At 63.6% G+C, this 20795-nt stretch carries 20 protein-coding genes; 17 read left to right on the top strand and 3 right to left on the bottom strand.

Annotated features, from left to right (window positions below; all coding sequences use genetic code 11):
• Nucleotides 1-3 precede the first annotated feature (3 nt).
• Both CDE01S_RS06430 and CDE01S_RS06425 read left to right on the top strand, forming a co-directional pair.
• Nucleotides 4-1680 carry a long-chain-fatty-acid--CoA ligase gene (locus tag CDE01S_RS06430; protein ID WP_066705154.1) on the top strand — a complete coding sequence of 559 codons (1677 nt, stop codon included), beginning with the start codon at nucleotides 4-6 and terminating at the stop codon, nucleotides 1678-1680.
• 8 nt (nucleotides 1681-1688) lie between these two features.
• A complete protein-coding gene (locus CDE01S_RS06425; protein WP_066705110.1) occupies nucleotides 1689-2465 on the top strand; it encodes a 5'-methylthioadenosine/adenosylhomocysteine nucleosidase in 777 nt (258 codons plus the stop codon).
• 128 nt (nucleotides 2466-2593) lie between these two features.
• On the opposite strand, the gene corA is transcribed toward CDE01S_RS06425, so the two are convergent.
• Nucleotides 2594-3580, bottom strand: coding sequence for a magnesium/cobalt transporter CorA (gene corA / locus CDE01S_RS06420; protein ID WP_066705109.1), 987 nt, complete (start codon nucleotides 3578-3580; stop codon nucleotides 2594-2596).
• Nucleotides 3581-4094: 514 nt separating this feature from the next.
• Between corA and hpf the strand changes: the two genes are divergently transcribed.
• The 3 genes from hpf to hprK all read left to right on the top strand — a co-directional run bounded on the left by hpf (nucleotide 4095) and on the right by hprK (nucleotide 5941).
• The gene (gene hpf, locus CDE01S_RS06415) at nucleotides 4095-4424 is read left to right on the top strand and encodes a ribosome hibernation-promoting factor, HPF/YfiA family (protein WP_066705107.1); all 330 of its coding nucleotides are present in this window, start codon (nucleotides 4095-4097) and stop codon (nucleotides 4422-4424) included.
• 80 nt (nucleotides 4425-4504) lie between these two features.
• Nucleotides 4505-4975: a PTS sugar transporter subunit IIA gene (locus CDE01S_RS06410; RefSeq protein WP_066705105.1), complete on the top strand. Its 471-nt coding sequence runs from the start codon at nucleotides 4505-4507 to the stop codon at nucleotides 4973-4975.
• A gap of 15 nt (nucleotides 4976-4990) precedes the next feature.
• Nucleotides 4991-5941: an HPr(Ser) kinase/phosphatase gene (hprK, locus tag CDE01S_RS06405; RefSeq protein ID WP_066705103.1), complete on the top strand. Its 951-nt coding sequence runs from the start codon at nucleotides 4991-4993 to the stop codon at nucleotides 5939-5941.
• A gap of 93 nt (nucleotides 5942-6034) precedes the next feature.
• On the opposite strand, the gene fur is transcribed toward hprK, so the two are convergent.
• Entirely contained in the window at nucleotides 6035-6463 is a 429-nt protein-coding gene (gene fur / locus CDE01S_RS06400) for a ferric iron uptake transcriptional regulator (protein ID WP_066705102.1), read from the bottom strand.
• 86 nt (nucleotides 6464-6549) lie between these two features.
• On the opposite strand from fur, the gene CDE01S_RS06395 reads away from it, so the two are divergent.
• The 11 genes from CDE01S_RS06395 to CDE01S_RS06345 all read left to right on the top strand — a co-directional run bounded on the left by CDE01S_RS06395 (nucleotide 6550) and on the right by CDE01S_RS06345 (nucleotide 18679).
• Nucleotides 6550-7104: an outer membrane protein assembly factor BamE gene (locus CDE01S_RS06395; protein ID WP_066705100.1), complete on the top strand. Its 555-nt coding sequence runs from the start codon at nucleotides 6550-6552 to the stop codon at nucleotides 7102-7104.
• 18 nt (nucleotides 7105-7122) lie between these two features.
• Nucleotides 7123-7938: a 4-hydroxy-tetrahydrodipicolinate reductase gene (dapB, locus tag CDE01S_RS06390; protein WP_066705098.1), complete on the top strand. Its 816-nt coding sequence runs from the start codon at nucleotides 7123-7125 to the stop codon at nucleotides 7936-7938.
• Nucleotides 7935-8705, top strand: a complete 771-nt coding sequence (locus CDE01S_RS06385; protein WP_084382775.1) for a MotA/TolQ/ExbB proton channel family protein — start codon at nucleotides 7935-7937, stop codon at nucleotides 8703-8705. The genes dapB and CDE01S_RS06385 overlap by 4 nt, the downstream gene beginning before the upstream one ends.
• 5 nt (nucleotides 8706-8710) lie before the next feature.
• The gene (locus CDE01S_RS06380; RefSeq protein WP_066705097.1) at nucleotides 8711-9121 is read left to right on the top strand and encodes an ExbD/TolR family protein; all 411 of its coding nucleotides are present in this window, start codon (nucleotides 8711-8713) and stop codon (nucleotides 9119-9121) included.
• 45 nt (nucleotides 9122-9166) lie between these two features.
• On the top strand, nucleotides 9167-11887 hold the full coding sequence (gene leuS, locus CDE01S_RS06375; RefSeq protein ID WP_066705095.1) for a leucine--tRNA ligase: 2721 nt from the start codon (nucleotides 9167-9169) through the stop codon (nucleotides 11885-11887).
• Nucleotides 11888-11889: 2 nt separating this feature from the next.
• On the top strand, nucleotides 11890-12426 hold the full coding sequence (locus CDE01S_RS06370) for an LPS-assembly lipoprotein LptE (RefSeq protein WP_245636120.1): 537 nt from the start codon (nucleotides 11890-11892) through the stop codon (nucleotides 12424-12426).
• A 112-nt stretch (nucleotides 12427-12538) separates the two neighbouring features.
• The gene (gene holA / locus CDE01S_RS06365; protein WP_066705091.1) at nucleotides 12539-13627 is read left to right on the top strand and encodes a DNA polymerase III subunit delta; all 1089 of its coding nucleotides are present in this window, start codon (nucleotides 12539-12541) and stop codon (nucleotides 13625-13627) included.
• A 4-nt stretch (nucleotides 13628-13631) separates the two neighbouring features.
• Complete coding sequence (locus CDE01S_RS06360) at nucleotides 13632-14912, top strand: glutamate-5-semialdehyde dehydrogenase (protein ID WP_066705089.1); 1281 nt, start codon at nucleotides 13632-13634, stop codon at nucleotides 14910-14912.
• 20 nt (nucleotides 14913-14932) lie between these two features.
• On the top strand, nucleotides 14933-15256 hold the full coding sequence (locus CDE01S_RS06355) for a c-type cytochrome (protein WP_066705087.1): 324 nt from the start codon (nucleotides 14933-14935) through the stop codon (nucleotides 15254-15256).
• A 107-nt stretch (nucleotides 15257-15363) separates the two neighbouring features.
• The gene (gene gshA, locus CDE01S_RS06350) at nucleotides 15364-16659 is read left to right on the top strand and encodes a glutamate--cysteine ligase (protein WP_066705085.1); all 1296 of its coding nucleotides are present in this window, start codon (nucleotides 15364-15366) and stop codon (nucleotides 16657-16659) included.
• A 151-nt stretch (nucleotides 16660-16810) separates the two neighbouring features.
• Complete coding sequence (locus tag CDE01S_RS06345) at nucleotides 16811-18679, top strand: potassium transporter Kup (protein WP_066705083.1); 1869 nt, start codon at nucleotides 16811-16813, stop codon at nucleotides 18677-18679.
• Between the two features lie 92 nt (nucleotides 18680-18771).
• On the opposite strand, the gene CDE01S_RS06340 is transcribed toward CDE01S_RS06345, so the two are convergent.
• Nucleotides 18772-19740, bottom strand: coding sequence for a Bug family tripartite tricarboxylate transporter substrate binding protein (locus CDE01S_RS06340; protein WP_066705081.1), 969 nt, complete (start codon nucleotides 19738-19740; stop codon nucleotides 18772-18774).
• A 91-nt stretch (nucleotides 19741-19831) separates the two neighbouring features.
• Here CDE01S_RS06340 and gshB point away from each other — a divergent pair, with 91 nt between their 5' ends.
• Complete coding sequence (gene gshB / locus CDE01S_RS06335; RefSeq protein WP_066705079.1) at nucleotides 19832-20788, top strand: glutathione synthase; 957 nt, start codon at nucleotides 19832-19834, stop codon at nucleotides 20786-20788.
• The last annotated feature ends 7 nt before the right edge of the window (nucleotides 20789-20795 follow it).

Genomic DNA, 20795 nt, shown 5'->3' with positions numbered 1-20795 from the left:
GAGATGACCGACCGCATCTGGTTGACGAGCTACCCTGAAGGCGTTCCGGCCGACCTGCCCCCCTCACCCTACCCCTCGCTGGTGGCGCTGATGGAAGAAAGCTTCCGCCAGTACGGTGCCCGCCCGGCCTACAGCTTCATGGGCAAGGAGCAGACCTATGGCGAGACGGACGACCTGAGCCGTGCCTTTGCCGCCTACCTGCAGGGCCTGGGCCTGGTCAAGGGTGATCGCGTGGCCATCATGATGCCGAATGTGCCGCAGTACCCGATCGTGGTGGCCGCCATCCTGCGCGCCGGTCTGGTGGTGGTCAACGTCAATCCGCTGTACACCGCACGCGAACTGGAACACCAGCTCAAGGACTCCGGCTCGAAAGCGATCGTCATCATCGAGAACTTCGCCAGTACCCTGCAGAAGTGCCTTGCCGCGACGCCGGTGCAGCATGTGGTGCTGTGCGCCATGGGCGACCGGCTCGGGGCACTCAAGGGCGCCCTGGTCAACTACGTGGTGCGCAAGGTCAAGAAGATGGTGCCGGAGTACAGCCTGCCCGGTGCCGTGCGTTTCAACGATGCGGTGGCACAGGGCGCGCGCGGCACGCTGCGCCAGCCCGGCATCACGCCCGATGATGTGGCGGTGCTGCAGTACACCGGTGGCACCACCGGTGTGTCCAAGGGGGCCGTGCTGCTGCATCGCAACGTGATTGCCAATGTGCTGCAGTCCGAGGCCTGGAATGCGCCGGTGATGAAGAAGGTGCCGGCCAGCGAGCAAGCCACCACCGTGTGTGCGCTGCCGCTGTACCACATCTTCGCTTTCACGGTCGGCATGATGCTGTCCATGCGCACCGGCGGCAAGCTGATCCTGATCCCGAACCCGCGCGATCTGCCGGCGGTGCTGAAGGAGCTGTCCAAGCACGTGTTCCACAGCTTCCCGGCGGTCAACACCCTGTTCAACGGCCTGGCCAACCACCCCGACTTCAACAAGGTGGACTGGAGCCACCTGAAGGTGTCGGTGGGTGGCGGCATGGCGGTGCAAGGTGCGGTGGCGCAGAAGTGGCTGGAGAAGACCGGCTGCCCGATCTGCGAGGGCTACGGCCTGTCCGAGACCAGTCCGTCGGCCAGCTGCAATCCGGTCACCAATACCGAATTCACCGGCACCATCGGCGTGCCCTTGCCCGGCACCTGGATGAAGATCATCGACGACGACGGGCGCGAAGTGCCGCTGGGCCAGGCCGGCGAGATCGCCATCAAGGGTCCGCAGGTGATGGCCGGTTACTGGCAGCGCCCGGACGAAACGGCCAAGGTCATGACGGCCGACGGCTGGTTCAAGTCCGGTGACGTCGGCGTCATGGACGAGAAGGGGTTCGTTCGCATCGTTGACCGCAAGAAGGACATGATCCTGGTCAGCGGTTTCAACGTCTACCCGAACGAGGTTGAAGACGTGGTGGCACGTCTGGACGGTGTGCTGGAGTGCGCCTGTGTCGGCGTGCCCGATGCGCAATCGGGCGAGGTGGTCAAGCTGGTGATCGTGCGCAAGGACCCGGCGCTGGATGAAGCGACGGTGCGTGCGTGGTGCCGCGAGAACCTGACGGGCTACAAACAGCCCAAGGTCATCGAGTTCCGCACCGAGCTGCCCAAGACGCCGGTGGGCAAAATCCTGCGGCGCGAGCTGCGCGATAGCAAGTAAACCTGTTCATGGCCGTGCCGTCACAAACCACGGCCATCCTCAGCGCGCTGGCCGAGGAGCAGCAGGGCTTGCTGGACCTGCTGCATCAGCCCCGGTGCGTCACACGCGCCGGGCGTGAGTTCTGGCAGGGCGAACTGCATGGCCAGCCGGTGGTGCTGGCCCTGTCGCGCATCGGCAAGGTGGCCGCAGCCACCACCGCCACCACCTTGATCGAAGCCTTCGGCGCACAGCGCCTGGTGTTCACCGGCGTGGCCGGCGGCGTCGGTCCCGATGTGCAGGTGGGCGACGTGGTGGTGGCGACCGAGTTCGTGCAGCACGACATGGATGCCTCGCCGATCTTTCCGCGCTACCAGATCCCGCTCTATGGCCGCGAACGCTTTGCCTGTGACATCGCGCTGTCTGCTCTGCTTTCAGGAGCGGCTCGCGCAGGATTGGTGAGGCTGGAAGGCCAGTTCGACGTTGAGTCTGGGCGAAGCGAACGGGCCGTGCACCACGGCCTGATCGCCAGCGGCGACCGCTTCGTCTCCGCCGCCGAGGAGGCACGTCGGCTGCATGCCGACCTGTCGGACGCTGGCCATCCACCGCTGGCGGTGGAAATGGAAGGCGCCGCCGTGGCTCAGGTCTGCCACGACTACGGCATCCCCTTCGCCGCCATGCGCACCATCTCCGACCGCGCCGACGACAGCGCGCACGTCGACTTCCCGAAGTTTGTGACGGAGGTGGCCAGCCGCTACGCCCTGGCCATCATCGATGAGTTCGTGCGCCAGTTGCCGGATGCTCGCTGAGCCGTGAGCTTTGCCGGAGAGTGTGTCTTAACCAGGAAACGCCGTGGAACCGGCTTCGCCGGGCCAGGGGCGTTGCCCCCTTGAGGGGGGAGGACAGCTACACGCAGTGAGCTGTCAACGGGGGTGTTTCACTTCAACCAGCCGCGCTTGCGGAAGTACCACATCGGCACCAGTGCACTGGCCACCATCAGCGCCAACGCATAGGGGTAGCCCCATTTCTGCGACAGCTCAGGCATGTACTGGAAGTTCATGCCGTAGAGGCTGGCGATCAGCGTCGGCGGCAGCAGTGCCACGCTGGCCACCGAGAAGATCTTGATGATCTTGTTCTGGTTGATGTTGATGAAACCGACGGTGGCGTCCATCAGGAAGTTGATCTTGTCGAACAGGAAGGCGGTGTGCGAGTCGAGCGAGTCGATGTCGCGCAGGATCTGGCGCGCCTCCTCGAACTGCTCGCCGTTGAGCATCTTGCTGCGCATCATGAAGCTGACAGCACGGCGCGTGTCCATCACGTTGCGGCGGATGCGCCCGTTCAGGTCTTCCTGCCGCGCGATGGCGCCCAGCACTTCGCCGGCCAGGGCGTCGGTCACGTCGCCCGACAGCACTTGCCGGCCGGCTTTTTCCAGCTGGTCGTAGATGCCTTCCAACGTGTCGGCCGAGTACTCGGCATCGGCGTCGAACAGCTTGAGCAGCACTTCCTTGGCGTCCTCGATCAGGCCCGGGGCGCGGCGTGCGCGCATGCGCAGCAGGCGGAACACCGGCACATCCTCGTCGTGGATGGAAAACAGCACGCCGCGGCTCTTGAGTTCGGTGTTGTGCTGGTTCAGGATGAAGGCCACGCGCACCGTGCGTGGTTCGTCCTCGTCGGCCACCAGGAAGTCGCTGCGGATGTGCAGTTCGCCGTTGTCCTCTTCATAGAAGCGGGCGGATTCCTCGATGTCCTCGTCCATCGCGTCTTCCGGAATGGACAGGCCGTAGTACTGTTTGACCCAGCGTTTTTCCTCGACGGTGGGCGACTCCAGGTCCACCCAGATCGGCTGGAATCTGGAGAGTTCTTCCAGGGACTCGATCTCTTCCTGGAAGAGTCGGCCATTGGCAAGCGTAAAGATGTTGAGCATGGCTCACTCCCTCGGTGGTGTTGCATCTGACGGGGGTTCGGGGTTTCGCTTTCAACCCCTGATGCGGATGAGGGAGTTGAAAGCTACCGACTAGGGCAGGTTTCCAAGGAGCGTTCTCCGAAATTTCGATGGCCGGATTATCGCATCGGCAATGCCTTGCCTGGGTGAAAAAACGATCGCCACGTCAGGCGCGCGCAACAAGTTCAGCGGGGTGGGTGAGTGTCTGGGAAAAAGGGGCTGGGCGCGTGTGAAGCGGGGCCGCCAGGGAGGACGGCAGTGCACCGAACTCAAGCATTGTGCCGGCATGTCGGGGTCGCTGGCAAGTCCTTCGGCGACACGGGGGAAATGCACGTGTTCAGAGAGGGAAAAACCTTGTTTTTCTCAAGAAAAGGGGATTGCTTTTCCCCCCACCCCGGCGCATAGTGAAACCGTCTGCAGCGTGCAAGCCTGATGTCGTTGACGGGCTTGGCCCTGCTGACAACTGTTCAATCCCGAGAGCAACAGGAGGCTACTCATGAACTTGACGATCAGCGGTCATCACCTCGAAGTCACCCCTGCCCTGCGCAGTTATGTCACGACCAAGCTTGATCGAATTACCCGGCACTTTGACCAGGTTGTCGATGTCAAGGTGCTGTTGACGGTTGAAAAGCAAAAGGAGAAGGAACGACGGCAGCGCGCCGAATGCAATATCCACGTGAAAGGCAATGACCTGTTTGCGGAAAGTTCCCATGAGGACCTGTACGCGGCGGTGGACGAACTGGTCGACAAGCTCGATCGCCAGGTGGTGCGGCACAAGGACCGCCTGCAGGACCACCACCATGAGGCGTCCAAGCGCATGATGTAGTCCGAGCTTGCCTGCAAGCTCCCGAGCCGCGGCTTACCCCCGCGGCTTTTTTGTGTGCATAATCTGGCGTCCCGACCATCATGAACCGTCTTTCGTCCATCCTGCCCGTTTCGCAAGTGCTGGTGCATGTCGACGCCACCAGCAAGAAAAGAGCCTTCGAAGAAGTGGGGCTGCTGTTCGAGAACTTGCATGGCCTCAGCCGCGCCCTGGTGACGGACAGCCTGTTTGCGCGCGAACGCCTGGGTTCGACAGGTCTGGGCCACGGTGTGGCGATCCCGCACGGGCGCATCAAGGGCCTGAAGGCGCCGATGGCCGCCGTCTTGCAGCTGGCCCAGCCCATCGGCTTCGATGCACCGGATGAGCTGCCGGTCAGTCTGCTGATCTTTCTGCTGGTGCCGGAGGCAGCAACGCAAAAGCACCTTGAAATCCTGTCCGAAATTGCCGAGCTGCTCAGCGATGCTCCTTTGCGGGCCCAGCTCGTTGCCAGTGCCAGCGCCGAAGAGCTGCACGAGCTGATTGCCGCCTGGCAGTCGGCCCAACTGACCTCCTGAGCCGGAATCGTTCACGTGAGGCCCACCGTTGTCAGCGCCGAAGTTCTGTTTGAGGAGTTTCGCAGCCGGCTGAAGTGGGAGTGGGTTGCCGGTCTCGGCGCCTCCGAACGCCGTTTTGACGAGGTGGCCGTGCGCGCCGCCCGCTCGGGCGCCGACTTGGTGGGTTATCTCAATTACATCCATCCTTACCGCGTGCAGGTCCTGGGGGAGCGCGAGGTCGCCTACCTGACGAATGCCACCAAGGACGACTGCGAGCGCAGGATTTCGCGGATCGTGACATTGGAGCCGCCGGCCCTGGTGCTGGCCGACGGCCAGACGCCGCCGCCGGCCTTGCTGGCCATGTGCGAGCAGGCGGAAATCCCCTTGTTTGCCACGGCGGCCTCGTCGGCCTATGTGAATGACCTGTTGCGCAGCTACCTGTCCAAGCACTTTGCCGAACGGACCTCGATCCACGGCGTGCTGATGGATATCCTGGGGCTGGGTGTTCTGATCACGGGCGAATCGGGCCTGGGCAAGAGCGAACTCGGCCTGGAGCTGATTTCGCGCGGCAACGGCCTGGTGGCTGACGATGCGGTCGACCTGTTCCGCATCAACGAATCCACGATCGAAGGGCGTTGCCCGGACCTGCTGCAGAACCTGCTGGAAGTGCGCGGCATCGGCCTGCTCGACATCAAGGCCATTTTTGGCGAGACCGCCGTGCGGCGCAAGATCCGCCTCAAGCTGATCGTGCATCTGGTGCGGCGCGAGACGATGGAGCGCGATTACGAGCGCATTCCCTATGAACCGCTGACGCAGGATGTGCTGGGCATTCCGGTGCGCAAGGCTGTGATCCAGGTGGTGGCCGGCCGCAACCTGGCCGTGCTGGTGGAGGCCGCCGTGCGCAACACCATTCTGCAATTGCGCGGCATTGACACCTACCAGGAGTTCGTCGAGCGCCACCGCAAGGCCATGGGCGAGCCCGGCTGACCGCTGGCGGTCTTCAGTCGCCGCCGGGTCACCCCAAGACGACGGTTATCCCTTTGAGGGCAGTGGCGACACGCCGCTTTGCAAGCGGGGGCCTTATTTCCCCCGGTTCGGGCAGGCGTCCTTGGTGCAGTGGGCGTACAGGCTCAGCGCGTGGTCTGCAATCGTAAATCCCTTGGCCTTGGCGACGTCATTCTGCCGGCGCTCGATCTCGGCGTCATAAAACTCCTCGACCTTGCCGCAGTCCAGGCAGACCAGGTGGTCATGGTGCTGTCCTTCGTTGAGTTCGTAGACGGCCTTGCCGCCCTCAAAGTTGCTGCGTGTCAGGATGCCGGCCTGTTCGAATTGCGTCAGCACCCGGTACACCGTGGCCAGACCGACGTCCGAGCGGTCTTGCAGCAGGACGCGGAACACGTCCTCGGCTGTCATGTGGCGCTGCGCACCCTTCTGGAAGATTTCCAACACCTTGAGTCGGGGCACGGTGGCTTTGAGACCGGTGCTTTTGAGTTCTTCAATGCTGTTCATCGGAGGTCTTTCTTGCGCGGACGGTAGGGCTGCGGCGACAGGCTCAACCGCTACAATGGGCCGATCATATCGCTACACCTCGACTCATGTCCGATTTTCACCGCGACGTCCCTCGACTGGGGCTGGTTTTAGCCATTAGCGTTGCCTGTGTCACCTTGGCCGCTTGCAGCAGCACCAACGGGACGGGCAACCGCCTGACCGAAGCCCTCAAACCCTACCGTGTCAGCGTGGTGCAGGGCAATGTGGTGACGCGTGAGCAGGTGGCGGTGCTGCGCCCCGGCATGAGCCGCATCCAGGTGCGCGACATCCTGGGGACGCCCTTGCTGGCCAGCGTGTTCCACGCCGACCGCTGGGACTATGTGTTCACTTTCCGCCGCCAGGGCTCAGAGCCCTTGTCGCGTCGTGTCACGGTGTTTTTCAAGGGCGACCTGCTGGACCGTTTTGAGGCGGATGACACCCTGCCGTCCGAAGCCGAGTTTGCCGCTTCGCTGGAGGGCAACAGCGCACCTGCCAAGGTGCCGGTGCTCGAGGCCACGCCCGAGAGCCTGCAGAAGTTCCCGGCACCGGCCAAGGCGGCCGAGCCCAAGCCCCTGCCTCCCCTGCCGGCCAGCTACCCTCCGCTGGAGCCGGCCGCCCGTTAAAGCCCCTTCATTGCCATCATGACTGTCCAGAACCCTCACAAGATTGCCATCGCTGGCGCCTCCGGCCGCATGGGCCGCATGCTGATCGAGGCCGTGCAAGCGGCTGACGACTGCGTGCTGGCCGGCGCCCTGGACGTGGCCGCCAGCCCGGCCATCGGCAACGACGCCACGGCTTTTCTCGGTGTTGCCAGCGATGTGGCCATCACGGCTGACCTCAAGGCCGGTTTGCAGAACGCCCACACCCTGATTGACTTCACCCGGCCGGAAGGCACGATGGCGCACCTCAAGGTCTGTCGTGAGCTGGGCGTGGCCATGGTGATCGGTACCACCGGTTTCAATGAGACGCAGAAAGCCGAGATCGCGGCGGCGGCCAAGGACATCGCCATCATGCTCTCGCCCAACATGAGCGTGGGTGTGAACGTCACGTTGAAACTGCTGGAGATGGCGGCCAAGGCCCTGTCCACCGGTTACGACATCGAGGTGATCGAGGCGCACCACCGCCACAAGGTTGATGCGCCTTCCGGCACGGCGCTCAAGATGGGCGAGGTGATTGCCGGCGCGCTGGGCCGCGACCTCAAGGACTGTGCGGTCTACGAACGCTACGGCCATACCGGCGAGCGCGATCCGTCCAGCATCGGCTTCGCCACCATCCGCGGCGGCGACATCGTGGGTGACCACACCGTGCTGTTTGCCGGTATCGGCGAGCGCATCGAGGTCACGCACAAGTCGTCCAGTCGCGTCACCTATGCGCAGGGCAGCCTGCGCGCGGTGCGCTTCCTGGCGGGCCGCCAGGCCGGCTTGTACGACATGTTTGACGTGCTGGGCCTCAAATGAGTTTCCCGCAGATCTTTCTGCAAGGCGACGCCATCACCCGCTTGGTGGCCGTGCTGCTGCTGGCCATGTCGGTCGCCAGTTGGGTGGTGATCGTCTGGAAGGGCTGGCTGTTGCGGCGTACCGGCCGCGATCTGGCGCGGGCCACGGCAGCGTTCTGGCAGGCCGGTTCGATGGAAGAGGCGCGGCTGAAAGTCGGTGCTTTCGACCGTGAAGCCCTGTTGCTGCCGTTGATCGAGGCCACGCAGGTGCAATCGGTCGGCACGCTGGCTGCCGCCGGCGAGCGTTCACAACAACTCACGCGCGTGCTGCGCGATGCCCTGCATGGTGTGCTGCGCCGCCTGCAGTTTGGCCAGGTGCTGCTGGCCACGGTAGGTTCCACGGCACCTTTTGTCGGCCTGCTGGGCACGGTCTGGGGCATTTACCACGCGCTGACCGGCATGGCCAGTGCCGGCCAGATCACCATCGACCGCATTGCCGGCCCGGTGGGCGAGGCGCTCATCATGACGGCCGCCGGTCTGGCCGTGGCCATTCCGGCCGTACTGGCCTATAACGTGCTGGGCCGTCTGATCGGCCAGATCGAGGCCGATCTGGAGGGCTTTGCCCTGGATCTGCGCGAATTGCTGCTCGGTCAGTCGCAGAGTCCGGAAGCGACGTTGAGTGCCGCCGGGCCGTCTCAAGGCACGAAGGCCCCTAGCCCCAGCGGAGCGCAGGGCACACCTGCGCCTGGGGGCAGCGCAGTACATGAAGTGACAAGCGTGGGGGCCTGATACCCATGGCATTCGGTCGCCTTGAACGCACTACCGGGCCGCAGCCCATGAGCGACATCAACATGACGCCGCTGATCGACGTCATGCTGGTGCTGGTGGTGATCTTCATTCTGACCGCGCCGCTCCTGGCCAGCTCGTTGCGGCTGGACCTGCCAAAAGCCGAGACGGCCCGGCCGCAGGAGGCGCCGCAGGTGGTCCAGGTCGCACTTGACCAAGCCGGCCAGGTCTATCTCCAGGACCAGCCGCTGGCGCTGGAGGCGTTGCGGTTGCGGCTGGCCGACATTGCACGTCAGAATGCCCAGGCCGAAGTCCAGTTGCGTGCCGATGAAGCCGTGCCCTATGGCCGGGTGGTGTCGGTGCTGGATGCCGCCCACCAAGCCGGCCTGAGCCGCATCGGCTTCGTGGCCAAACCCTAAAATGGGGCGCTTGCGACGTCTGCGTCGCCCCAAGTGAACTCCCAAATGCAAGACAAATACAACCATCTCGACGTTGAGAAAGCGGCCCACAGCCATTGGGTGGCGCGCGATGCCTACCGTGTCACCGAACAGGCCGGCAAGAAGAAGTTCTACGCCTGCTCCATGCTGCCCTATCCCAGCGGCAAGCTGCACATGGGCCATGTGCGCAACTACACCATCAACGACATGCTCACGCGCTACCTGCGCATGAACGGCTACAACGTGCTCATGCCCATGGGCTGGGACGCCTTCGGCCTGCCGGCCGAGAACGCGGCGCTGAAGAACGGTGTGCCGCCGGCCAAGTGGACCTACGAGAACATCGCCTACATGAAGGGCCAGATGCAGGCCATGGGCCTGGCCATCGACTGGAGCCGTGAGGTCGCCACCTGCGATCCGGCCTACTACAAGTGGAACCAGTGGCTGTTCCTCAAGATGCTGGAGAAGGGCATTGCCTACCGCAAGACCCAGGTCGTCAACTGGGACCCGGTGGACCAGACCGTGCTGGCCAACGAACAGGTGATCGACGGTCGCGGCTGGCGCACCGGCGCGCTGGTGGAAAAGCGCGAGATCCCCGGTTATTACCTGAAGATCACCGACTACGCGCAGGAACTGCTGGACCATGTGCAGATAGGCAACGAGAAGGCCACGCTCAACGGCTGGCCCGAGCGCGTGCGCCTGATGCAGGAGAACTGGATCGGCCGCAGCGAGGGCGTGCGTTTTGCCTTCACGCACGACATCCGGGGCGCGGATGGCCAGCGCATCGGCGACGGCAAGATGTATGTCTTCACCACGCGTGCCGACACCATCATGGGCGTGACTTTCTGCGCCGTGGCGCCGGAGCATCCGCTGGCCCAGCACGCCGCCAAGTCGAATCCGAAACTCGCCGCCTTCATCGAAGAGTGCCAGAAGGGTGGCACCACCGAGGCCGAGCTGGCGCTGAAGGAAAAAGAGGGTTTGCCCACCGGCCTGTACGTCAAACACCCGCTCAACGACGAGCAGGTCGAGGTCTGGGTTGGCAACTATGTGCTCATGAGCTACGGCGACGGTGCCGTCATGGGCGTGCCGGCGCACGACGAGCGCGATTTTGCCTTTGCACTCAAGTACGGTCTGCCGATCCGGCAGGTGATTGACGTCGCAGGCCAGGCATACGATTACCACCAGTGGCAGGAGTGGTACGCCGACAAGCAGAATGGCGTCACCATCAATTCCGACAGCTTCAGTGGCCTGGACTACCGGGCGGCGGTCAATGCGGTGGCGCATGCCTTGCAGACGCGCGGCCTGGGCGAGAAAAAGACCACCTGGCGCCTGCGTGACTGGGGCATTTCGCGCCAGCGCTACTGGGGCACGCCGATTCCGATCATCCACTGCGAGGCCTGTGGCCCGGTGCCGGTGCCCGAAAAAGACCTGCCGGTGGTGCTGCCGCAAGACCTGGTGCCGGACGGTTCCGGCAACCCGCTCAACAAGTGCGAAGCCTTCCTCAAGGTGGACTGCCCCTGCTGCGGCAAGCCGGCACGGCGCGAGACCGACACCATGGACACCTTCGTGGATTCGTCCTGGTATTTCATGCGCTACTGCGATCCGAAGAATCCGGAACAGATGGTGGCTGAGGGCACCGCGTACTGGATGCGGGACCAGCATGCCGCCACCGGCGGCAGCGGCATGGATCAGTACATCGGCGGCATCGAGCACGCCATCCTGCACCTGCTGTATGCGCGCTTCTGGACCAAGGTCATGCGTGACCTGGGGCTGGTGAAGATCGATGAGCCCTTCACCAAGCTGCTGACGCAGGGCATGGTGCTCAACCACATCTACTCGCGCCGCACCGAAAAGGGCGGCAAGGAGTATTTCTGGCCGCATGACGTCGAGCATGTGCTGGACGAAGGCGGCAAGATCGTCGGAGCCAAGCTGAAGAACGCCGTCGGCGATCTACCCGTGGGCACGGTCATCGACTACGAGGGCGTGGGCACCATGTCCAAGTCCAAGAACAACGGCGTTGATCCGCAGGAGCTGATCGAGAAGTACGGTGCCGATACCGCGCGCCTGTACACCATGTTCACGGCGCCGCCGGAGGCCACGCTGGAGTGGAACGATGCGGCGGTGGAAGGCAGCTACCGTTTCCTGCGCCGCGTCTGGAATTTCGGTGTCAAACTGTCTGCTATCGATTCAGTAGCGGCTGACGCCAGTGTGGCGGGAGCCAAGAGCCTGAAAGATGTGGAATTCGGCAAGGAGGCCAAGGCCCTGCGGCTGGAAATCCACACCGTGCTCAAGCAGATCGACTACGACTACCAGCGCATGCAGTACAACACCGTGGTCTCCGGTGCCATGAAGCTGCTCAATGCGCTGGAAGACTTCAAGGCCATGGACAGTGCCGGTGCCGTGATGGCGCTGTACGAAGGTTTCGGCATCCTGCTGCGTTGCATCTACCCGGCCACGCCCCACCTGACGCACCAGTTGTGGAGCGAGCTCGGTTATGCCGGTGTTCTGGGCGATCTGCTCGACGCCCCCTGGCCGCAGGCCGACGAGAGCGCGCTGCAGCAGGACGAGATCGAACTCGTGCTGCAGATCAACGGCAAGCACCGCGGTGCGGTGCTGGTGCCGGCCGGGGCCAGCAAGGAGGTGATCGAGGCTTTGGCCGTCGCCAGCGAGCCGGTGGTCAAACAGGCGGCTGGTGCGCCGATCAAGCGCGTCATCGTGGTGCCGGGACGCCTGGTCAACGTGGTGCTTTGAAGATGAATACGGCTGCCGTTCCAAGTCGTCGTGCTTTCGGTCGCGCCATGGGGCAGCTGGTGGCGCTGGGGGTGCTTGCTCCGCTGGCGGGCTGCGGCTTTCAGCTGCGGCAGCCGCCCACCTTTGCCTTCAAATCAATCTACACCGGTGTTGCGCCGACCTCGGTGCTGGGCAGCGAACTCAAGCGCAACCTGGCGGCCATGGGCAGTGTCGAGCTGATCACCGATGCGTTGCAGCAGCAGAAAGCCGATGTGATTCTGGATGTGCTGCAAGAGTTGCGGCAGAAGATCGTGGTCGGCACCAACGCGGCCGGCCAGGTGCGCGAGTTCCAGCTGCGCCTGACGTTCCGTTTCCGCTTGCGCACGCCGAAAGGCAAGGAATTGATTCCTGATACCGAAATGGTGCAGCAGCGCGACATCAGCTTCAACGAGTCGGCTGTGCTGGCCAAGGAAACCGAAGAGGCGCTGCTCTACCGCAGCATGCAGACCGACATCGTGAACCAGCTGATGCGGCGTTTGGCGGCCGTAAAGGAATTATGAAAGCCCCCCTGAGGCGCTGCCGCGCCTTCCCCCCGAGAGGGGGACAACGCCAGTGGCCCGGCCAAGCCGGTTCCACGGCGTTTCCCGGTCTCAATCCCGTGGGGGGCTAGCAATGCAAGTCGCCGCCAACCAACTGGAAGCCCAGCTGCAGCGCGGGCTGAAAAGCCTGTACACCTTGCATGGCGACGAGCCGTTGCTGGTGCAGGAGGCGGCCGATGCCATTCGCGCTGCGGCGCGCGCGCAGGGTTATACCGAACGGACTTCGCACACCGTGGCGGGCGCCCATTTCGACTGGAGCGAGGTGCTGGCCGCTGGCGGATCCTTGAGCCTGTTTGCCGAGCGTCAGATCGTCGAGATCCGCATTCCCTCAGGCAAGCCGGGCAAGGATGGCAGTGTGGCGTTGCAGCAGCTGGCGGAAGCCTCACAAGGCAATGATTCGACGCTGACGCTGGTCATGCTGCCGCGTCTGGACAAGATGACCAAGACCGGCGCCTGGTTCGGTGCGCTGGAGAGTTTTGGTGTGACGGTGCAGCTCGATCCCGTGGAGCGCAATGCCCTGCCGCAATGGATTGCGCAGCGGCTGGCGGCACAAGGCCAGCGTGTGGTGGCCGGCGAGGAAGGCCAGCGCACGCTGCAGTTTTTTGCCGACCGGGTCGAAGGCAATCTGTTGGCAGCGCACCAGGAAATCCAGAAGCTGGCCCTGCTGCATCCGGCGGGCGAGTTGACGTTTGAACAGGTCGAAGGCGCGGTGCTCAACGTGGCGCGTTATGACGTCTTCAAGCTGTCGGAGGCCGTGCTGGCTGGGCAGGCGGCGCGTGTGCAGCGCATGCTCGACGGTCTGCGCGCCGAGGGCGAGGCCGAGGTGCTGGTGCACTACGCACTGGCCGAAGACATCCGTGCGCTCAAGCGCGTCAAGGACGCCGTGACCCAGGGCCGGCCCTTGCCCATGGCCCTGCGCGAGCAGCGCATCTGGGGCCTCAAGGAGCGCCTGTTCGAGCGCGTGCTGCCGCGCCTGACGGAAACGGCGCTGGCCAATCTGCTGCATGCCGCGCACCAGGTGGACGGTATCGTCAAGGGCCTGAAGCAGCCGGACTGGCCGGCTGATGGCTGGCAGGCGCTGCACCGGCTGGCGATGCAGCTGTGCCAGCATTGCGCGGTGCAAGCCGGCGCGCACGCCAAAACTGCAGGCGTGAGAAAATGAATACATGAACGCGCTCAATATTGCCGAATACACCCAGACCCTGGGCATGCAGGCCAAAGCGGCTTCCGCCCTCATGGCCAAAGCGTCAGCTGCTACCAAAAATGTAGCGCTTAAGCGTCTGGCTGCGCTGCTGCGCGCCAATGTCGAATCGCTGGGACGGGACAACGCACAGGACATCGAGCGTGCCGTGGCCGCCGGCCTGGCCGCGCCGATGGTGGACCGCCTGCGCCTGACGCCCAAGGTAATTGAGACCGTGGCGCAGGGCTGCGAGCAACTGGCGGCCATGCCGGATGTGATCGGCGAAATCATCGGCATGAAGCAGCAGCCCAGCGGCATCCGCGTCGGCCAGATGCGCGTGCCGATCGGCGTTTTCGGCATGGTCTTCGAGAGCCGACCCAACGTCACCATCGAGGCGGCCAGTCTGAGCATCAAGAGCGGCAACGCCTGCATCCTGCGCGGCGGCTCGGAAGCGATCGAATCGAACAAGGCGCTGGCCAAACTCGTGCAGCAGGCGCTGGTGGAGAGCGGCCTGCCGGCCGACGCCGTGCAGCTGGTGCAGACCACCGAGCGCGAGGTGGTGGGGCAGCTGATCACCATGCCGCAGTACGTGGACGTGATCATCCCGCGCGGCGGCAAGTCGCTGATCGAACGCATCAGCCGCGATGCCAAGGTGCCGGTGATCAAGCACCTGGACGGCAACTGCCACACCTATGTCGACGATCCGTGCGACATCGACATGGCGGTCAAGGTGGCGGACAACGCCAAGACCAACAAATACAGCCCCTGCAACGCCAGTGAAAGCCTGCTGGTGGCGCGCGGTGTGGCCAAGGCCTTCCTGCCGCGCATCGGTGCGGTTTTTGCAGCCAAGGGCGTGGAGATGCGCTGTGACGCCGAAGGACGGGCCATCCTGGCCGATGTGCCGGGTGCCAACCTGAAGGAGGCCACCGAGCAGGACTGGTACGAGGAATTCCTGGCGCCCATCATCAGCGTCAAGGTGGTGGCCGGGCTGGAGGAGGCGATTGCCCACATCAACCACTACGGCAGCCACCATACCGACGCCATCATCACACGTGACCACATGCATGCGCAGGCTTTCCTGCGCGAAGTCGACTCCGGCAGCGTCATGGTGAATGCGAGTACCCGCTTTGCCGATGGGTTCGAGTACGGGTTGGGGGCGGAGATTGGCATCAGCACCGACAAGTTCCATGCCCGCGGCCCGGTCGGTATCGAAGGTCTGACCTCGCTCAAGTACGTGGTGCTGGGCGACGGCGAAATCAGGAATTGACCCCACACCAGGAGCCGGACATGAAGCATCACACCGTGACACGCTGGGTGAGCATCGGGTTGGCAGCGCTGTTGTTGGCGCCCTTGGCCAGCCAGGCCAACTCCTCGCTGGCCGTCGAGATGGGCTGCTACAACTGCCATGGTGCCTATCCGCGCGGCGATGCACCGGGTTTCGAGCGCCTGTCGGCCAAGTATGCCCAGCGTCGGGGTGATGCAGCGGCCGAGCAGCACGTGGTCGAGGAGTTGCTGCGCGGTGAACCGCTGCAGCGCATTCCGGTCCATGAGCACCTCAGCCCGGAAACGGCCCAACGGCTGGTCCATTGGCTGTTCGAAGGCGCGAAATAACGCAGGCAGCGGGGCCGGAGTGGCGCAGTGCCCGGCCTGTCACCTTGAATATGGCGTGACGGTCCCCACGTCCTAGAATTGCGCAACCAAAAACAAATGAGGGCTGCATGGTTCCCCATCTCATCACGGCACTGACAGGCCCGATCAACGAACTCGAACAACGCATCCTGGACTCCATGCCGGCCATCGAGCGCTGGTTCCGACTGGAGTGGATGGAACACACGCCGCCGTTCTACAGCTCGGTCGATGTGCGCAATGCCGGCTTCAAGCTGGCACCGGTGGACACCAACCTCTACCCCGGCGGCTGGAACAACCTGACGCCGGAAATGCTGCCGCTGGCGGTGCAGGCCGCCATGGCCGCCATCGAGAAGATCTGCCCCGAGGCGCGCAACCTGCTGCTGATTCCCGAGAACCACACGCGCAACACCGTCTACCTGAGCAATGTGGCGCAGCTGCGGCGCATCTTCCATATGGCCGGGCTGAATGTGCGCATCGGCTCGATCAACCCCGAGATCAAGAAGACCACCACCATCGAGTTGCCGAATGGCGAAGCGGTGACGCTGGAGCCGGTGATCCGCAGCAAGCGGCGTCTGGGCCTGAAGGATTTCGACCCCTGCACCATCCTGCTCAACAACGACCTCAGCGCCGGCATTCCCGGCATCCTGGAAGACATCCACGAGCAGTACCTGTTGCCGCCCTTGCACGCCGGCTGGTCGACACGGCGCAAGAGCAAGCATTTCCAGAGCTACGAAGAGGTGTCCAAGCGCTTTGGCAAGCTGCTGGGCATCGATCCCTGGCTGATCAACCCGATGTTCAGCAAGTGCGGCGAGGTGAACTTTGCCGAAGGCACCGGCATGGAGTGCCTGACCAGCAATGTGGATGCGCTGCTGGCCAAGATCCGGCGCAAGTACAAGGAGTACGGCATCAAGGAGAAGCCGTTTGTCGTGGTCAAGGCCGACAACGGCACCTACGGCATGGGCATCATGATGGTGCGCGACGCCAAGGAACTGGACGACCTGAACCGCCGCACGCGCAACAAGATGAGCGTGATCAAGGATGGCCAGGAGGTCAATGACGTCATCATCCAGGAAGGCGTGCTGACCAACGAGCGCATGAACGATGCCGTGGCCGAGCCGGTGGTCTACATGATGGACCGTTATGTGGTGGGCGGCTTTTACCGCGTGCATGCCGAGCGCGGGGTCGATGAAAACCTCAACGCGCCGGGTGCCAGTTTTGTGCCGCTGGCGTTTGCCGAAAGCCCCCACCTGCCGCAGCCGGGCATGAAGCCGGGTGCCAGTGCGCCCAACCGCTTCTACATGTACGGCGTGATCGGGCGGCTGGCCATGCTGGCGGCCAGCTACGAACTCGAAGCCACCGACCCGGAAGCCGAGGTCTACGAGTAAGGCGGGTCTGCAGGGACAGTTGTTGCGTTGCAACATCTCCGATTCTGAGCCGTCTCGGACGGCCGGAAGCTGTTGGAAGGCTGGCATGCCGGGCGCACAATAGCGCCTTCCGCATGTTATGGAGCCCCGTTCGTGAAGGCGGGGCAATTTTGTGTCAGCTTCCAAATCCTCGCTTGCTGCGCTCACGCTGGGCGCCATCGGCGTCGTCTACGGTGACATCGGCACCAGCGTCCTGTATGCCGTCAAGGAAGTGTTCGGGTCCGGCCATGTGCCGTTCACGCCGGCCAATGTCTACGGCATCCTGTCGATCTTCTTCTGGACCTTGACGGTCATCGTCTCCCTCAAGTACGTGACCTTGGTGTTGCGCGCCGACAATGCGGGCGAGGGCGGTCTGGTGGCCATGCTGGCGCTGGCCTCGCAGTCAGTCAAGGACAAGCCGGAACTGCGGCGCTGGCTGCTTGTGGTCGGCATCTTCGGCACCTGCCTGTTCTATGGTGACGGTGTCATCACGCCGGCGATTTCGGTGCTGTCGGCGGTCGAAGGTCTGGAAGTCGTCTCGCCGGCCTTCAAGAAGGCGGTGATTCCGCTGACGCTGATCATCCTATTCGGTCTGTTTGCCGTGCAAAAGCGCGGGACGGCCGGCATCGGCAAGTTCTTCGGGCCGATCACCGTGGTCTGGTTTGTGGCCATTGCCGTGCTGGGCGTGGCGCACATTGCCAGCAACCCGGCCATCCTGTGGGCACTGAGCCCGCACCATGCCATCGGCTTCATCGTGCACAACCCGGGCACCACCTTCATCATCCTGGGTGCCGTGGTGCTGTGCGTCACCGGTGGCGAGGCGCTGTATGCCGACATGGGGCACTTCGGCAAGAAGCCGATCCGGCTGGCCTGGTTTTCCGTTGTCATGCCGGCGCTGACGCTCAACTACTTCGGCCAGGGCGCGCTGTTGCTCAAGAACCCGGAGGCCGTGAAGAATCCGTTTTTCATGATGGCGCCGGACTGGGCACTGTTGCCCCTGGTGGGGCTGGCGACCATGGCAACGGTCATCGCCTCGCAGGCTTTGATCTCCGGTGCCTTCAGTGTGACCAAGCAGGTTATCCAGCTCGGCTACCTGCCGCGCCTGCAGGTGCTGCACACCAGCGTCAAGGACACGGGGCAGATCTACATGCCCTTCGTCAACTGGGGGCTGTTCGTGGCCATCGTGCTGGCCGTGGTGCTCTTCAAGTCCTCCAGCAACCTGGCTGCTGCCTACGGCATCGCCGTCACGCTGGACATGCTGATCACCACCGTGCTGACCTTCTTCGTCATCCGGTATGGCTGGAAATACCCGCTGGCCTTGTGCCTCGGGGCCACGGGTTTCTTCTTTGTGGTGGATCTGGCCTTCTTCACGTCCAACCTGATGAAGTTGTTCGATGGCGGCTGGTTCCCGCTGCTCATCGGCGGCTCCGTCTTCATGCTCATGATGACCTGGAAACAGGGGCGCAGCCAACTCAATGCCGCCTTGCGCCAGGATGCGCTGGACCTGCCCGGTTTTCTGGAGGCGGTGTTTGTCAGTCCGCCCGCACGTGTCGAAGGCACGGCCGTGTTCCTGACCGCCGAGCCCGGCAATGTGCCCAATGCCATGCTGCACAACCTCAAGCACAACAAGGTGCTGCACCGGAACAACCTGTTCGTGACGGTGCGCAACCACGAGGTGCCATGGATTGGCCTCGACAAGCGGCTGCAGATCGAGCCGCTGGGGCATGACTGCTGGCAGGTCATCGTGCACTACGGCTTCAAGAACGATCCGGACCTGCCTTCCGCGCTGGAGCAGATCCGCACCCGCGGCTGTGAGCTGGAGCCGATGACCACCAGCTACTTCCTGTCGCGTGACATCGTCATCCCGACCCTGGGACAGGGCATGGCTTCCTGGCGTGAAAAGCTGTTTGCCCAGATGCACCATAACGCCAGCGGTGCGGCTGCGTTCCTGAACCTGCCCAACAATTCGGTGGTCGAGTTGGGCTCGAAGATCGAGATCTGAGCGGGCTGCCCTGACGGGGCCTGGCAGATCACCTTAAGGAAAAGAAAAAGCCATCTGCAAAGATGGCTTTTTTTGTGGTTGGTGCGGGGCGGTCAGTCGTTCGTGATGCCTGCTGTCTTCACCAGCTTGCTCCAGCGTGCCGACTCGGCCTTGATGTGGGCGGCGAACTGCTCGGGCGTGCCGCCGCCGAGTTCGTTGCCCTGGCTCAGCATCTGGGCCTTGATGGTGGGATCGGCCAGCGCCTTGTTGGTGACCTCGTTCAGCAGCTGGATGATGGGCTTGGGCGTGGCAGCCGGGGCGACGAAACCCTGCCAGTTGCTGATCTCGAACCCTGGGAAGCCTTGTTCGGCCATGGTCGGAATGTCAGGGAACTGCGGCGAGCGCTTCAGGCTGGTGATGGCCAGCGGGCGCAGTTTGCCGGCGCGGATGTTGGCCGAGGCGGCGTACATCTGCTCGAACATCATGTCGACCTGACCACCCATCAGGTCCATGGCTGCGGGGGCACCGCCCTTGTAGGGGATGTTGGTGATGAAGACACCCGCCATGTTCTTGAACATCTCGGCGGCCAGGTGGTGCGAGCCACCGGTGCCGCCATTGGCATAGGTCAGGTAGCCCGGTTTGGCCTTGGCCGCGGCAATGATGTCCTTCACGCTCTTGAAGGGCGAGTCCGGGCGCACCATCAGCACCAGCGGGCCGCGTTCGATCAGACAGATCGGCGCCAGGTCCTTCAGCGGATCGAAATTGATTTTCTTGAACATGGTCGGGTTGACCGACAGCGGTGCGAAATTGCCCATGCCGATGGTGTAACCGTCGGGCTTGGCCCGCACGATGGCTTCGGTGCCGATGTTGCCGCCAGCGCCGGGTTTGTTGTCCACCACGACGGGGACGCCGAGCGCCGTGTTCAGGAAACGGCCGAACTGGCGCGAGCGCTGGTCGGTGTTGCCGCCGGCCGGGTAGGGGCAGATGATGGTGATGGGTTTGCTCGGGTACTTGTCCTGGGCGAAAGACAGGCTGGGCAACCCCAGTATGGCGGCGGCTTGAAGAAGATCGCGGCGTTTCATGAGAGACTCCAAAAATATGTCCGCTACGGTACCCCTATTTGACAGGCAACCCCATACGGATTTACCACAATCATTGCGAGGGCGACGCCCCATGAACATCCTTTTCATTGCCGATCCGTTGGAGACCTTCAAGACCTACAAGGACAGCACCTTTGCCATGATGCGCGAGCTGCAGCGCCGCGGCCACCGCATTGCCGCTTGCGAGCCGCGTCATCTGGTCTGGCAGGCGACCACGGGGGTGCAGGCCCATGTGCGCCACATCACACTCACCGGCCATGAGGAACGCTGGTTCCATGAAACACCCGAACCGCCGTTGCAGCGCCTGGCAGCCTTGCGTGATTTCGATGCCATCGTCATGCGCAAGGACCCGCCCTTCGACAGCGAATATTTCTACGCCACCCATCTGCTGGAGCAGGCCGAGCGGGAAGGTGCGCAGGTTTTCAACAAGCCGCGCGCCCTGCGCGACCACCCGGAGAAGCTCGCCATCCTGGAGTTCCCGCAGTTCACCGGCCCGACCCTGGTCACGCGCGACGCATTGGCCGTCCGCGCCTTCCACGCCGAACACCGCGACATCATTCTGAAGCCGCTCGACGGCATGGGCGGCATGGGCATCTTCCGCGTCAAGGACGACGGCCTGAACCTGGGTGCCATCATCGAGACGCTGAACCGCGACGGCGCGCAGACCGTGATGGTGCAGAAGTTCCTGCCGGCCATTGCCCAGGGCGACAAGCGTGTGCTGGTGATCGGCGGCAAACCGGTACCCTACTGCCTGGCACGCATCCCGCAAGGGGGCGAGGTACGCGGCAACCTGGCCGCCGGCGGCAAGGGCGTGGCCCAGCCGCTCTCCGCGCGCGATCGTGAGATTGCCGAGGCCATCGGCCCGGTGCTGGCGGCACGCGGCCTGTTGCTGGTGGGGCTGGACGTGATCGGCGACTGCCTGACCGAGATCAACGTCACCAGTCCGACTTGCTTCCAGGAAATCACCGACCAGGCCGGCTTCGACGTGGCGGCGATGTTCGTCGATGCGCTGGAGCAGGCGCTGGTCTGAGCGCCGA

Source organism: Curvibacter delicatus NBRC 14919 (genome assembly GCF_001592265.1).
GTDB classification, from domain to species: Bacteria; Pseudomonadota; Gammaproteobacteria; order Burkholderiales; family Burkholderiaceae_C; genus Hylemonella; species Hylemonella delicata.
This window is presented reverse-complemented; position numbering and strand designations above follow the sequence as displayed.